Consider the following 12530-nt stretch of genomic DNA (forward strand, 5'->3'; position numbering starts at 1 on the left):
CCTGCCGGTCGCTTTCGCCGTCAAGGCGCTCGCCGTGGCATGGCTGGCGCTGTCGTGGCCGCTGATCCCGGCCGGCCTGCTGGCGCGGCGCCTGGACCAGCCCTGGTCCGACGCGCTCACCTGGGTCGGCATGCTGGCGATGGGCTTCTTCTCGTCGCTGCTGGTGCTGACGCTGGCGCGCGACGTGGCGCTGCTCGGCAGCGCCATCGCGGGCTGGCACCCAGACTGGCTGCTGCCGCGCACGGCCGCCGCGGTGCCGCTGCTGGCGCTGGTGGTCACGGCGCTGGGCTTCTTCAACGCGCGGGGGCTGGCGCGCGTGGTGGAGGTGGAAGTGCCCATCGCCGGCCTGCCCGACGCGCTGCACGACTTCACCATCGTGCAGATCAGCGACATCCACGTCGGCCCCACCATCAAGCGCCCCTACCTGGAGCGCATCGTGGCGCGCGTCAACGGGCTCAAGCCGGACGCCATCGCCATCACCGGCGACCTGGTGGACGGCACCGTGCGCGAGCTGGCGCACCACACCGCGCCGCTGGGCAGCCTGCAGGCGCGCCACGGCACCTACTTCGTCACCGGCAACCACGAGTATTACGCCGGCGCCGATCCGTGGATCGCCGAGCTGCGCAGGCTGGGCCTGCGCGTGCTGATGAACGAGCACGTGGTGATCGGGCAGGACGAGGACGCGCTGGTGCTGGCCGGCGTGACCGACTACACCGCGCACCGCTTCGACGAAAGCCACCGCAGCGACCCCGCGCGCGCGCTCGAAGGCGCCCCGCCGGTGGCCGCGGCGCGCGTGCTGCTGGCGCACCAGCCGCGCACCGCGCCGGCTGCCTCCGCCGCCGGCTTCGACCTGCAGCTGTCCGGGCACACGCACGGCGGCCAGTTCTGGCCGTGGACCCTGTTCGTGCCGATGCAGCAGCCGTATGTCGCCGGACTCAAGCGCCATGAGGCGATGTGGGTCTACGTGAGCCGCGGCACCGGCTACTGGGGACCGCCGAAGCGCTTCGGCGCGCCGTCGGAGATCACGCGGCTGCGGCTGGTGAGGAAGTAGGCTGCACCCGGACGAAAAAAGGCCTCGCGCAATGCGAGGCCTTTTGCTGCCGGCAACGCCGGTTTGCCGCTCTGTTGTCACCCCTCTCCCATTTCATGGAGAAGGGAGCAAACCGTTCCCTGCGAAACGCCGGCTTCAGCGCGCGATCGGCTTGTAGCGGATGCGCTTGGGCTTGGCGCCTTCCTCGCCCAGGCGGCGCTTCTTGTCCGCCTCGTATTCCTGGTAGTTGCCCGGGAAGAACTCCACGTGCGACTCGCCTTCGAAGGCCAGGATGTGGGTGGCGATGCGGTCCAGGAACCAGCGGTCGTGGGAGATCACCATCACGCAGCCGGCGAATTCCAGCAGCGCGTCTTCGAGCGCGCGCAGCGTTTCCACGTCGAGGTCGTTGGACGGCTCATCCAGCAGCAGCACGTTGCCGCCGGCGATCAGCGTCTTGGCCAGGTGCAGGCGGCCGCGTTCGCCGCCCGAGAGCGTGCCCACGTGCTTCTGCTGGTCCGAGCCCTTGAAGTTGAAGCGGCCGATGTAGGCGCGCGACGGCGTTTCGTAGCGGCCCACGGTCAGCATGTCGGCGCCGCCGGAGATTTCCTCGAACACGGTCTTGCCGGCGTCGAGCGCGTCGCGGCTCTGGTCCACGTAGGCCAGCTTGACGGTCGGGCCGACCTTGATCTCGCCGCTGTCCGGCGTTTCCTTGCCAGTCAGCATGCGGAAGAAGGTCGACTTGCCGGCGCCGTTCGGACCGATGATGCCGACGATGGCGCCGGGCGGCACCTTGAAGCTGAGGTTGTCGATCAGCAGGCGGTCGCCGTAGCCCTTGCTCACGCCGTCGAACTCGATGACCTCGTTGCCCAGGCGCTCACCCACCGGGATGAAGATTTCCTGGGTTTCGTTGCGCTTCTGGTATTCCTGGCTGTTCAGCTCGTCGAAGCGGGCCAGGCGCGCCTTGGACTTGGCCTGGCGGCCCTTGGGGTTCTGGCGCACCCACTCCAGTTCCTTGTTCAGCGCCTTCTGGCGCGCCGACTCGGTCGACTCTTCCTGCTTCAGGCGCGCTTCCTTCTGGTCCAGCCAGGAGCTGTAGTTGCCCTTCCACGGAATGCCGTGGCCGCGGTCCAGTTCCAGGATCCATTCGGCGGCGTTGTCGAGGAAGTAGCGGTCGTGGGTCACGGCCACCACGGTGCCCGGGAAGCGCGTGAGGAACTGTTCGAGCCAGTCCACCGATTCGGCGTCGAGGTGGTTGGTCGGTTCGTCGAGCAGCAGCATGTCGGGGCGCGACAGCAACAGGCGGCACAGCGCCACGCGGCGCTTCTCGCCGCCGGACAGGTTGCCGACCTTGGCGTCCCACGCCGGCAGGCGCAGCGCGTCGGCGGCGATCTCCAGTTGCAGCTCGGCGTTGTTGCCGTCGCTGGCGGCGAGGATCGCTTCGTACTTGGCCTGCTCGGCGGCCAGCGCGTCGAAGTCGGCATCGGGCTCGGCATACGCGGCGTAGATCTCGTCGAGCTTCTTGCGCGCCTCGAACACGCCGCCCAGCGCCGCCTCCACCGATTCGCGCACGGTCTGCTCGGGATCGAGCTGCGGCTCCTGCGGCAGGTAGCCGATGTTCAGGTTCGGCATGGGCGTGGCTTCGCCCTCGATTTCTTTGTCGATGCCGGCCATGATCTTGAGCAGCGTCGACTTGCCGGAGCCGTTCAGGCCCAGCACGCCGATCTTGGCGCCCGGGAAGAAGGACAGCGAGATGTCCTTGAGGATGTGGCGCTTGGGCGGAACGATCTTGCCCACGCGGTTCATCGTGAAAACGTACTGTGCCATGCGAGTCCGGGAAGTGTGTATGGGAATGGCGGCAGTGTAGCAAAACGCCCTGCCCGCCCGCGCCCCTCGGATGCATGCCTGCATGCGGCTGGCGGCCGCGCCCTTGCAAACGGCGGCCGGCACGCCATGTATCATCTTGCCTTTGCCGGCGCGGGCCGTTTTTGCCCCCGCGCCGCCATCCGCCACAAGCCAGGAATCCAGCCGCAGCATGAGCAAACCCGCCCGCACCCTCACTTTCAAGTGCCACAAGTGCACCAAGCCCGTCACGCTGTTTCTGCAGAAGGCTTCGGCGTGCGCGCACATCCAGCCTTACCAGGGCTGGTGCAAGTGCGGCGAATTGATGCGCCACGCCACCGGCGAGCAGGATGCCGTGCAGACCTTCGTCAGCACCGGCGAGATCGCTCACCATCATCATCATCACCATCACTGAGCCGCGGTGAGCCAGGCCAGCAGCCCCGCTTTCGCCAGCACTTTCGCCGGCAACACCTGGCGCCCCGGCGCCAAGGACCCGCTGCGCTTTCTCGGCGGCTATCCGCCCGACGTGCTCGAGCAGGTGCGCCAACTGGTCGCCGCCAACCGGCTCGGCGAGCATCTGGCCAGGAAGTACCCCGCGCGGCACGCCGTGCAGACCGATCGTGCCCTGTATGAATACGCCGGCGAGCTGAAACAGGCATTCCTGCGCAGCGCCCCGCCGCTGCACAAGGTGGCCTTCGACGCCAAGATCGACACCGTGCATCGTGCGCTCGGCCTGCACACCGCGATCTCGCGCGTGCAGGGCGGCAAGCTCAAGGCCAAGAAGGAAATCCGCGTGGCCTCGGTGTTCAAGGAAGCGCCGCCGGAATTCCTGCGCATGATCGTCGTGCACGAGCTCGCGCACCTGAAGGAAAGCGATCACAACAAGGCGTTCTACCGGCTCTGCGAGCACATGGAGCCGGCCTACCATCAGCTCGAGTTCGACACGCGGCTGTACCTGGCGTGGCGCGAGCTCGACGCCGCGCGGGGCTAGCGGCTGCCCGCGACCACGGTCTTGCGGTAGCTGCCCGGCGCCGCCTGCCGGTGCAGCACGCACACCTGCACCTCGCCCGCGGGCGCGGCCTTCTCCACGCAAGCCGCCAGACGCGCCAGTATCAGGTCCGCCATCGCGGCCTGCATCGCCTCGGGGCGCGCGTTGGTCATCACGAGATGCGCCACCAGGAAGCCGGTGGCGGCATCGCCGCCGACCAGCGCGGCCTCCGCCACCAGCACGCGGCTCTTGAAGTCCTCCAAGCGCGCGTAGCCCAGCGCCGCCATCTCGCGGTGCAGGCCGGCAAAGACGCCGGGGAAATCGATGCGGCCGGCCAGTTGCCGCGTGGTCTCCACGATCAGGTGCGGCATGGTCAGTCCGCCTTGACCGCGGCGGCGGTGACGGTGCGCGTCCAGCTTGCCTGGGCCTGCGCCAGGAACTGGCGGAAACCGGCCGCGTCGAGCGGGCGGGCCTCCACGCCGAGCGCGAGCAGGTGCTCCTGCACCGGCTTGTCGGCCAGCACGGCGTTCAGCTCGCGGTTCAGCCGCGCGAGGATGTCGGCGGGCACCCTGGCCGGCGCCATGATGCCGTACCACGGCGCCGCGTCGAAACCGCGCACGCCCTGCTCGCGCATGGTCGGCACGCCGGGCAGCAGCGCCGAGCGCTGCGCGCCGGTCTGCGCCAGCGGCACCACGGTGCCGGCCTTGATGTGCGGCAGCAGCAGGACCGGGCTGTCGAACATCAGCGCGATCTGGCCGCCGAGCAGATCGTTGATGGCCGGGCCCGAACCCTTGTACGGCGAGTGCAGCAGCTTCGCGCCGGTGGCCTGCGAGAACATCGCGCCGATGATGTGCTGCGGCGTGCCGTTGCCGGCCGAGCCGTAGGCGATGGTGTCGGGCGCGGCATTGGCCGCGCGCACCAGCGCCGGCACCGAGTCGAAGCGCTGCGCGCGCGTGCCGGCCACAAGGATGAACGGCACCGTGCCGATCAGGCCCACGCCGGCGAGGTCCCTGGCCGGGTCATAGGGCAGCGTCGGATACAGCGCCTTGCCCACCGAGATCGGCCCGACCGCGCCGAGCAGCAGCGTGTAGCCGTCGGCCGGCGCCTTGCTCACGTAGTCACTGCCGATGGTGCCGCCGGCGCCCGGGCGGTTCTCCACCACCACCGATTGCTTCAGGCGCAGTTGCAGCTCCTTGCCGACCAGGCGGGCCAGCGAATCCGTGGTGGCGCCGGGCGCGTAGGGCACCACCAGCTTGATCGGGCGCTCGGGCCAGTCGGCGCGCGCGGCGGACGTGAACGACAGCGCGGCCAGCGCGATGGCGGCGAGCGCGGGCAGGCGGAAGCGAACGGGAAAGCGGGCAAGCATGGCGGTCTCCTCTCTGTTTTCCATGTTTGCCGTCATTCCACCAGCCGCGGCATGCTCTGTAAAATGATGAATCGATTTTCCATTCATCACGACAACTTATGCAACCGACCGCCACGCCCACCGCGCTGGACCTGCGCCTGGTACGCAGCTTCATGGCGGTGGCCCGCCACGGCAGCGTTACCGCGGCGGCCGACTCGCTGGGGCTGACGCAGCCGGCGCTGTCGCAGCATCTGCGCGCGTTCGCGCACAGCCTGGGCGTGCCGCTGTTCGGGCGCGTGGGCCGCCGGCTCGAACTCACCGACGCGGGCCGGCAACTGGTGCTGTCGCTGGAGCCGGTGCTGGACCAGTTGGAACAGGTGATTGCCGCGGCCGCCTCGCCGCGCGGCGCGGTCGAGGGCACGCTGCGCGTGGGTGCCATCCACACCTATCTCTCCGCGCTGGTGATGCCGGCCGCGCAGGCGCTGCTCGACGCGCATCCCGCGCTCGACGTGCAGGTCTTCGAGTTCGCCGCCGGCGAGGTCGACCGCGCCCTGCTCGACGGCCAGATCGACCTGGGCCTGGCCTTCGCGCGCGAGGCGCCCAAGCGCATCGCGCTGGTGCCGCTGTTCTCCGAGACGCTGGCCCTGATCGCCGCGGCCGGCAAGCTGCCCGAGGCGCCCGGCGGCATCACGCTGGCGCAGCTCGCCACGCTGCCGCTGGCGCTGCTGCCCGAGCGCTTCGCCATGCGCCGCCAGATCGACGCGGCGGCGCAGGCCGGCGGCTACAGCCTGCGGCCACGGCTGGAAGGCCCGAGCGTGGAAGCGCTGCTGCGCGCCGTGCCGGGCGGGCGCCTGTTCACCATCGCCAGCCCGCTGGCGCTGCATATCGCTGGCACGCGCCGCAACGCCGGGCTGGCCGGGCTCGCGCACGCGCCGGTGGCGCACCCCGGCTTCACCCGCACGGCCGCGCTGCACCGGCGCCGCGGCCGGCCCGACAGCGCCGCCGCCACGGCGTTCATCGCAGCGCTGGGCGAAGTCATCGGCGCCGCCGCGGCGGGCGGCTATCTCACGCCGGCCTGAGGATTGGCGGCGCTGCCGCCCGGCAGCCGCTCAATCGCAGGCGTAGCGGAACGCGTCGTTCAGGTCCAGCGGCAGCACCAGCGTGCGCAGATGCGCCGCCTTGGCCGAGGCGCACAGCGTGGCGCGCGTCGCCGCGTCTCTGTACTTCGTCGCGTACTCCACGTTGAACACCGCCTTGCCCTGCGCCGTCAACGGCGTATAGCTCGCGCACTCCTTGTACTGGAAGCACTGCTCGTTCACGGCGAAATCGAAATCGGTGGCCAGCGACGCCACCTGATCCACATCGTTCTTCAGGCCCACCGCCAGCCCGCGCGCGTGCGCCTCCGTGGCCAGGAAGCGGTTGTAGTCCAGCTGCGTCGCCGCCGTCAGCGGAAAGCCCGGCTTGTTGGTATAGCCATCCACGTTGTCCGGGTCCACGCCATCGCAACTCTTCGAGCGCGCTAGGTCCATGCGCGCCTGCATGATCCTGCGCACGTTGACCGACCGCGTATCGAGCCACTTCTCGCCGGCCCAGCCCGACAACGCCTTGCCCATGTCCGCCGCCACGAACTGCTTGAAGTCCGGCCGCCAGTTCTCCGAGCTGCCCGCCGAGAAATAGCAGACCACGCGCTTGCCCTGCGCCTTCAATGCGTTGATGGTGGCCTGCGGCGTGTCGAAGAGGTCGATGTCATAGACCTGTGCCGGGTAGCTCGTATTGATCGTGCCGGTCAACTGCAACTGCCAGGTATCGGCGGCGGCCGGCATCCAGTGGGTGGTAGCCAGCGCCTGCGTCGACAGCGAAGCGGTATCGGCAATCGCGTTGGCCGACGACACGGACTGGACCGCGGCACCCGAATCCCCCGTGCCGCCATCCCCGCCACAGGCCGCGAGGAAAGCGAGCGGGAGCAACCATGCCAGGCTTGCGAGTTTTTTCGTCACGGAGGGGTTCCTTTTTTGGGATGGCGGTGGGAGGGATGGTTTATGCCTGAGCTCTGGAAGATTGTCGGCTGTTTTCGTGCAGAGCTTGAATGAATTGGCGAGCAATAAGTTAGGTGGGGTAGGTGACGGGGATAAGACAGCGCGATTTGAGCGCAGGACGTCGGCCGAATCAAGACGCGTCCCATTTACCGCAGGCAAAGGGCCTGAAATACTCCCTGTCTCACCCGCCTTCCCACCGCGAGATGCACCCGACATGCAAACCGATGCTGGCCAGCCATCTCCTGGCAATAGCCCTCGCGCAGGGAATGGCAATTGCCGCAACAGCAACGCCGGCGGCGCCCTTTACCGGCGTATTCCACGGTCAGGGCCGCGGATGCTGGGGCAAGCTATATGTCAAAACCAAAACCCTTGAATGGAACACGCCCTACAGCGTCTGCGCGAAGACGCCCTACACCGTGATCGACAAAGACATGGACGCATCCGCGCCCAGCATCGCTTTCGTGCTCCAGCACAAGAGCCGGTCGTGCCGGTACGAGATTGTTCAACTCGCGTTTGATCCCGCCTATCCGGACTACTGGCTCGCCAGGGGCTATGCGTCTCGCGCCGACTATGATGGCAGGAAAACCGCCGACAGCGCCGCGCAGTCCAGAACGCTCTCGTGCAGTGTCCAGAGGCAAGACTGAAGCGTTACGCGGCGAGCGTCATTTTCATGCGGCATCGCGGGTAGTTTGCAGAAAATGTCTGAGAGGCGTCGGTCGGTACAAGACCGCCCCCGCAAATGCAAAAAACGGCCCCAATCGCTTGGGGCCGTTGTCACATTGCAGCGCAATTGCAGGACTCGAACCCTGCCACCTGACGGCAATCAATCTTCAACAGACCCGACCAGTTCGCGGTGCAATGCCACGTATTCCTGAGCAAGCTTGTGCCGCGGGTCCAGATAGATCATCGGCCTGGCGTGCTGATGGGATTCGCGGATCTTCACGGACGAGGACAGCCGCGAGCCCAGCACCGGCAACCCTTCGCTCACCAGTTCATCGACCAGTTGCTGAGGCAGGCTGGCGCGAGGCTGAAACTGATTGATCACGATGCCCTCGACCTCCAGCCCCGCATTGTGGTCCTGCTGGATCTCCTTCACGTTGTCCAGCAGCGCATACAGGGCGCGACGGGAGAAATCGTCGCAGTCGAATGGAATCAGGCAGCGCTCGACGGCGATCAAGGCCGAGCGCGTATAGAAGTTCAGTGCCGGCGGCGTATCGATATAGATGGCATCGTAGGTATCCAGCTCGTTCAACGCGTCGCGCAACTTGTAGATCTTGTAGCGCGACTCGAGCTTGCCGTGCAGCGCATCGAGATCGGGGTGCGCCGGCATCACGTCCAGATTCTCGAACGGCGTCGCGTGCACGAACGAGGAGAACTCGACCGGCTTGAAGCTGTAGGTCAGCGCGGTCTCGAAGAAATCCGCCACCGTCGGGGTAGCCTCGCCGGCCTGATCGCCCAGCAGATACTGGGTGGAATTTCCCTGCACATCCAGGTCGATGACCAGGGTACGCAAGCCCTCGCTGGCGCTGATCGCCGCCAGGTTGCACACAATGGTCGACTTCCCGACACCACCCTTCTGGTTGAATACGACGCGCCGCATTTGCCCTCCCCGTGGAATTTCTCCCGACTAAAGACAAGAGCTTACCGTCAGGTTGCGCGTTTTGGCTGCACCGCAACATGAAGATTCGCGGGATTGCGGAATGGGCTTGCGTCGGCGGGGCGGCAGCGTCACTTCGGTGCGATAGCGCCCGACCGACAGACGCTGCCCGGCGATGCCCCTGGCATGCAGGGTCGTTTGCCCTATGCCACTGAAAAGAGGGGAAGAATTCCAGAGCAACGACCGAGGCCTTACGCGGAAATCTCCATTGTCACTTTGCACCCCGCAGGATAGTTACTGCATCCCCAGAACGAGCCGCGTCGGCCAGTACGCTTGACGAGCTTCACCCCGCATGCCGCGCAAGTGGGCGTTCTGTAGTCACCTTCGAACGCCTTGGCCAGTAACGCGGTTTGCTGCGACGGCTCCAGTTTCCGGATGCGCTCGACGATGCCCGCGCCGTCGAGCAATTGGATATCCGCTGCCGCAGCGTACTTCTTCGCCTCGCCCGAATATCCGCTCAACGACCAGAACACCCCACGCCGGATCTTGTGCTGATGCATGACGCCACCGAGCGCGCGCACAGGCTCCACCTTCACCGGCGACCGCCACGCCTTGCATTGCACGAGCGCCATCGGCTGCGCCATGCCCTGCCTGTACAGCGTGGCATCGATCCCGCCATCCGCGCCATGCGGCACGGTCTCAACCGTAAAGCCAAGTTGCTCGTAGTAGGCAACACAGAGCAGCTCGAAGCGTTTCCATTCGAGCAGGGCGAGGGCTTCGAGGGACCAGCTTTGTGGGCGCGGCTGGGGAGCGGATGCGGCCCCCCAAGGGCGCAGCACCATCGGGCGCCTCCTTGATAGTGGGTGACGCGGCTGGCCCGGCCTTAGCGGAAGCAACCGGGCGGTGGCGTGGCGCACGCGCAGTTTCGGCTACCGGTTGCCCACCAAAGCGAGCCTTGATGAAAGACAGCAGACCCAGAAAGCAGAACGCGATGGCTGGCACCCAGGCGAACTCGCGGCTGGCCATGGTGAGGCCAGCGAGATAGCGATTGGCTCCCAGCAACGCGGGAACGATCGCGTGGAATGCAATGTAAGCGCAAAAGCCCAGGGCGACGGAAACCCACCATGGCGACTCCAGCAGGATGTCGGAAAGCTTCGGCTGCCTCTTGCGACGGCCCATTTTTCACCCGCCTTTCTTTCGTTTGTGTTGCTGGCCGGATAGGACTTTACGGCTGGATTTGATAGATATTACACAAGGTGTTAAATATGGTATCCGTGGTCGCTGGTTGAGTTGACATGGAGCGGACGGTCACCAAGAATGGGCCATCACCGAAACAACGGTGATCGGGCGTGAGAACCCGAGAGATCCCAAGGGCGAACAGCCGCGCCACGCGGCTTTTGTTCGCGCGCACGCGCACGCCACTAGTTCAACGGCGGGCCGGGCGGGGCAGCCTCCGGGCTGGCCGGGATCCTTGGGTACCGGTTCTCACCCCCGCTGTCGGGCCCGCCACCCCTCACGTGAGAATGAGCGGCGGGCCTTCAACCTACCCAAGGAGGTTGTCATGGCTTTTGCTATTGCCATTGGTCTTCGACGCGATGCTGGTCAGGTCGCGCATCAACTACATCGCATTGGGGTCGTAGCGCCGGGGCTTTCCCATCTGGAGGTGGCGCATGGATAAGGCCACGACTCATGGGCGTCTCCTCGCGGCACGCAAACATCAGGATCTGGTTGCGGAGTTAGCTCACTTGGCGGCCGATGGAACGAGGATGAACCGCAAGCATGTAAGGCGCCTGGCAGGCGAACTTCACGGTGTTGGCGAGCGCATTCGTGAAACAACCGTAGACGGATGTGCGGAGCTGCTTGGGGTGAGCGCTGGCCTTGGCACGATGCTGGCCGTGCTTCAACAGCGCGGCGACGCCTCCGTCGAGGACGATGGATTGCACCGCCTGCTTGCCGCGCTCAAGGACAAGTTGGATCGTGCGGTGAACAGCGTCCAGGAGATGTTCTGAGGCGATTCGTCAATATGCACACCATGCCCGACGACCGCATGCACCCAAAGTAAGCGCGGACCTCAAAACGAAAACGGCCCCCATTTTCTTCTGGGGGCCGTTCTCAAATTCTGGTGCCGGCTGCAGGACTCGAACCCGCCACCTGATGATTACAAATCAACTGCTCTACCTGATGAGCTAAGCCGGCATGTTTGGTGCAGACCGCGATTCTACTGCATGCGGCGTGAAATGACGATGGCCGGGCGCGGCGTGGGCGGTACTTACTTCACCACCTTCAGGGAGGGCTTCTTGGCGCCGATGCGCGAGACCGGCGGCGGTGGCGTGGGTTCGTCGTCGCCGTTGTCGGTGGTGGCGTCGGCCGTGGCCTGGGGGGCTTCGCTTTCCACGGAGGAGAGCTTGGGCGGGGGGTTGTTCTCGCGTTCGGTGGCGGCCTGGGTTTCGGGCACGCTGCGCTCCACCGGGAAGGCCATGCCCTGGCCGTTTTCGCGGGCGTAGATGGCGAGCACGTTTTCCACGGGCACGTCGATCTTGCGCGAGACGCCGCCGAAGCGGGCGCTGAAGCCGATCCACTCGTTGCCCATGTCCAGCCCGCTGGTGGCGTCGAAGCTGACGTTGAGCACGATTTCGTTGTTCTTGACGAACTCGCGCGGCACGCTGGTGTTGGCGTCGACGAAGACGGCGATGTATGGCGTGAAGCCGTTGTCCGTGCACCATTCGTAGATGGCGCGGATCAGGTAGGGCTTGGTGGAGGTTTCAGGCATTGTGCTTCCAGTGGCGCGGGGCGCGTTCCGGGTGGCCCGAAGCGGGGGGCTTCGGGCCGGGGGGCCGGTTTAGCGGCGCATCACCTTTTCCGACGGGGTGAGCGCTTCGATGTAGGCCGGGCGGCTGAAGATGCGTTCGGCGTACTTGAGCAGCGGCGCGGCGTTCTTGGAGAGTTCGATGCCGTAGTGGTCCAGGCGCCAGAGCAGCGGGGCGATGGCGACGTCGAGCATGGAGAACTCTTCGCCGAGCATGTACTTGTTCTTGACGAAGATCGGCGCGAGCTGGGTCAGGCGGTCGCGGATGGCGGCGCGGGCGCGCTCGTGGCTCTTCTCGGCGGCCTTGCCCTTTTCGTTTTCGAGGGCGTAGACGTGCGTGAAGAGTTCCTTTTCGAAATTGAACAGGAACAATCGGGCGCGGGCGCGCTGCACCGGATCGGCCGGCATCAGCTGCGGGTGCGGGAAGCGCTCGTCGATGTACTCGTTGATGATGTTCGACTCGTACAGGATCAGGTCGCGCTCGACCAGGATGGGCACCTGGCCGTAGGGGTTCATCACCGAAATGTCTTCCGGCTTGTTGAACAGGTCGACGTCTCGGATCTCGAAATCCATGCCCTTTTCGAACAGGACGAGGCGGCAACGCTGGGAGAACGGGCAGGTGGTGCCCGAATACAACACCATCATGGTTGGATTCCTTTGATGCGGGGTCGATTGACTGGATCGGTATTCTGGCAGAAGCGCGATGCAGAAAGCAAATTAGATGCGCTTAAAGCACATTTATGCCTGATCTTGATGGTATGGAGCGGTGTGCCGGGCACTTGAGCTACCGGCGGGCTGGCGAGGCCGCCAAACGAAAAGGGCCGGGGCGGCGCCGCTTTCGCAACGTCCGCTCCGGCCCCCCTGCCCCGCGAGGCTTCCGCCTCGCAAG

General features: G+C 66.2%; 14 protein-coding genes and 1 tRNA gene. 6 read left to right on the forward strand and 9 right to left on the reverse strand.

Annotated elements, in window-relative coordinates:
• Nucleotide 1: 1 nt before the first annotated feature.
• A complete protein-coding gene (locus K206_RS0108625) occupies nucleotides 2-1051 on the forward strand; it encodes a metallophosphoesterase (protein ID WP_081651361.1) in 1050 nt (349 codons plus the stop codon).
• 135 nt (nucleotides 1052-1186) lie between these two features.
• On the opposite strand, the gene ettA is transcribed toward K206_RS0108625, so the two are convergent.
• Nucleotides 1187-2854, reverse strand: a complete 1668-nt coding sequence (gene ettA / locus K206_RS0108630) for an energy-dependent translational throttle protein EttA (RefSeq protein ID WP_029043385.1) — start codon at nucleotides 2852-2854, stop codon at nucleotides 1187-1189.
• Nucleotides 2855-3062: 208 nt separating this feature from the next.
• On the opposite strand from ettA, the gene K206_RS0108635 reads away from it, so the two are divergent.
• The gene (locus K206_RS0108635) at nucleotides 3063-3284 is read left to right on the forward strand and encodes a hypothetical protein (RefSeq protein WP_020202015.1); all 222 of its coding nucleotides are present in this window, start codon (nucleotides 3063-3065) and stop codon (nucleotides 3282-3284) included.
• Between the two features lie 81 nt (nucleotides 3285-3365).
• The gene (locus tag K206_RS0108640; RefSeq protein ID WP_029043386.1) at nucleotides 3366-3860 is read left to right on the forward strand and encodes a M48 family metallopeptidase; all 495 of its coding nucleotides are present in this window, start codon (nucleotides 3366-3368) and stop codon (nucleotides 3858-3860) included.
• Here the strand turns inward: K206_RS0108640 and K206_RS0108645 are convergent.
• Nucleotides 3857-4228: a hypothetical protein gene (locus K206_RS0108645; RefSeq protein WP_020202017.1), complete on the reverse strand. Its 372-nt coding sequence runs from the start codon at nucleotides 4226-4228 to the stop codon at nucleotides 3857-3859. The two genes, K206_RS0108640 and K206_RS0108645, sit on opposite strands and share 4 nt — an antisense overlap.
• 2 nt (nucleotides 4229-4230) lie before the next feature.
• A complete protein-coding gene (locus K206_RS0108650; protein WP_020202018.1) occupies nucleotides 4231-5223 on the reverse strand; it encodes a tripartite tricarboxylate transporter substrate binding protein in 993 nt (330 codons plus the stop codon).
• A gap of 98 nt (nucleotides 5224-5321) precedes the next feature.
• Between K206_RS0108650 and K206_RS0108655 the strand changes: the two genes are divergently transcribed.
• A complete protein-coding gene (locus K206_RS0108655; RefSeq protein WP_020202019.1) occupies nucleotides 5322-6281 on the forward strand; it encodes a LysR substrate-binding domain-containing protein in 960 nt (319 codons plus the stop codon).
• 30 nt (nucleotides 6282-6311) lie between these two features.
• Here K206_RS0108655 and K206_RS0108660 read toward each other — a convergent pair whose 3' ends face one another.
• Nucleotides 6312-7199 (reverse strand): endo alpha-1,4 polygalactosaminidase, encoded by an 888-nt coding sequence (locus K206_RS0108660; RefSeq protein WP_029043387.1) that lies wholly within the window; start codon nucleotides 7197-7199, stop codon nucleotides 6312-6314.
• Between the two features lie 263 nt (nucleotides 7200-7462).
• Here K206_RS0108660 and K206_RS37810 point away from each other — a divergent pair, with 263 nt between their 5' ends.
• Nucleotides 7463-7882: a hypothetical protein gene (locus tag K206_RS37810; protein ID WP_020202021.1), complete on the forward strand. Its 420-nt coding sequence runs from the start codon at nucleotides 7463-7465 to the stop codon at nucleotides 7880-7882.
• 179 nt (nucleotides 7883-8061) lie between these two features.
• Here K206_RS37810 and K206_RS0108670 read toward each other — a convergent pair whose 3' ends face one another.
• Both K206_RS0108670 and K206_RS44270 read right to left on the reverse strand, forming a co-directional pair.
• Complete coding sequence (locus K206_RS0108670) at nucleotides 8062-8838, reverse strand: ParA family protein (protein WP_020423716.1); 777 nt, start codon at nucleotides 8836-8838, stop codon at nucleotides 8062-8064.
• Nucleotides 8839-9086: 248 nt separating this feature from the next.
• The gene (locus K206_RS44270; protein WP_020202023.1) at nucleotides 9087-9677 is read right to left on the reverse strand and encodes a restriction endonuclease; all 591 of its coding nucleotides are present in this window, start codon (nucleotides 9675-9677) and stop codon (nucleotides 9087-9089) included.
• An 828-nt stretch (nucleotides 9678-10505) separates the two neighbouring features.
• Between K206_RS44270 and K206_RS40820 the strand changes: the two genes are divergently transcribed.
• Nucleotides 10506-10844 (forward strand): DUF1484 family protein, encoded by a 339-nt coding sequence (locus K206_RS40820; RefSeq protein ID WP_020202024.1) that lies wholly within the window; start codon nucleotides 10506-10508, stop codon nucleotides 10842-10844.
• Between the two features lie 111 nt (nucleotides 10845-10955).
• On the opposite strand, the gene K206_RS0108685 is transcribed toward K206_RS40820, so the two are convergent.
• The 3 genes from K206_RS0108685 to K206_RS0108695 all read right to left on the reverse strand — a co-directional run bounded on the left by K206_RS0108685 (nucleotide 10956) and on the right by K206_RS0108695 (nucleotide 12286).
• Nucleotides 10956-11031: transfer RNA gene (locus tag K206_RS0108685), tRNA-Thr, on the reverse strand.
• Nucleotides 11032-11104: 73 nt separating this feature from the next.
• Nucleotides 11105-11605 carry a ClpXP protease specificity-enhancing factor gene (locus K206_RS0108690; RefSeq protein ID WP_020202025.1) on the reverse strand — a complete coding sequence of 167 codons (501 nt, stop codon included), beginning with the start codon at nucleotides 11603-11605 and terminating at the stop codon, nucleotides 11105-11107.
• A gap of 69 nt (nucleotides 11606-11674) precedes the next feature.
• Entirely contained in the window at nucleotides 11675-12286 is a 612-nt protein-coding gene (locus tag K206_RS0108695; RefSeq protein ID WP_020202026.1) for a glutathione S-transferase N-terminal domain-containing protein, read from the reverse strand.
• Nucleotides 12287-12530 lie beyond the last annotated feature (244 nt).

Origin of the sequence: Cupriavidus sp. WS (genome assembly GCF_000395345.1) — a bacterium.
Taxonomy (GTDB): Bacteria; Pseudomonadota; Gammaproteobacteria; order Burkholderiales; family Burkholderiaceae; genus Cupriavidus; species Cupriavidus basilensis_B.

Excerpts from the sequence above, each read along its gene's own strand:
- K206_RS0108635 (WP_020202015.1), top strand. The coding sequence starts at position 3,063 with ATGAGCAAACCCGCCCGCACCCTCACTTTCAAGTGCCACAAGTGCACC.
- K206_RS0108645 (WP_020202017.1), bottom strand. The coding sequence starts at position 4,228 with ATGCCGCACCTGATCGTGGAGACCACGCGGCAACTGGCCGGCCGCATC.
- K206_RS37810 (WP_020202021.1), top strand. The coding sequence starts at position 7,463 with ATGCTGGCCAGCCATCTCCTGGCAATAGCCCTCGCGCAGGGAATGGCA.
- K206_RS0108690 (WP_020202025.1), bottom strand. The coding sequence starts at position 11,605 with ATGCCTGAAACCTCCACCAAGCCCTACCTGATCCGCGCCATCTACGAA.
- K206_RS0108695 (WP_020202026.1), bottom strand. The coding sequence starts at position 12,286 with ATGATGGTGTTGTATTCGGGCACCACCTGCCCGTTCTCCCAGCGTTGC.
- K206_RS0108670 (WP_020423716.1), bottom strand. The coding sequence starts at position 8,838 with ATGCGGCGCGTCGTATTCAACCAGAAGGGTGGTGTCGGGAAGTCGACC.
- K206_RS44270 (WP_020202023.1), bottom strand. The coding sequence starts at position 9,677 with ATGGTGCTGCGCCCTTGGGGGGCCGCATCCGCTCCCCAGCCGCGCCCA.
- K206_RS0108655 (WP_020202019.1), top strand. The coding sequence starts at position 5,322 with ATGCAACCGACCGCCACGCCCACCGCGCTGGACCTGCGCCTGGTACGC.
- K206_RS40820 (WP_020202024.1), top strand. The coding sequence starts at position 10,506 with ATGGATAAGGCCACGACTCATGGGCGTCTCCTCGCGGCACGCAAACAT.
- ettA (WP_029043385.1), bottom strand. The coding sequence starts at position 2,854 with ATGGCACAGTACGTTTTCACGATGAACCGCGTGGGCAAGATCGTTCCG.
- K206_RS0108650 (WP_020202018.1), bottom strand. The coding sequence starts at position 5,223 with ATGCTTGCCCGCTTTCCCGTTCGCTTCCGCCTGCCCGCGCTCGCCGCC.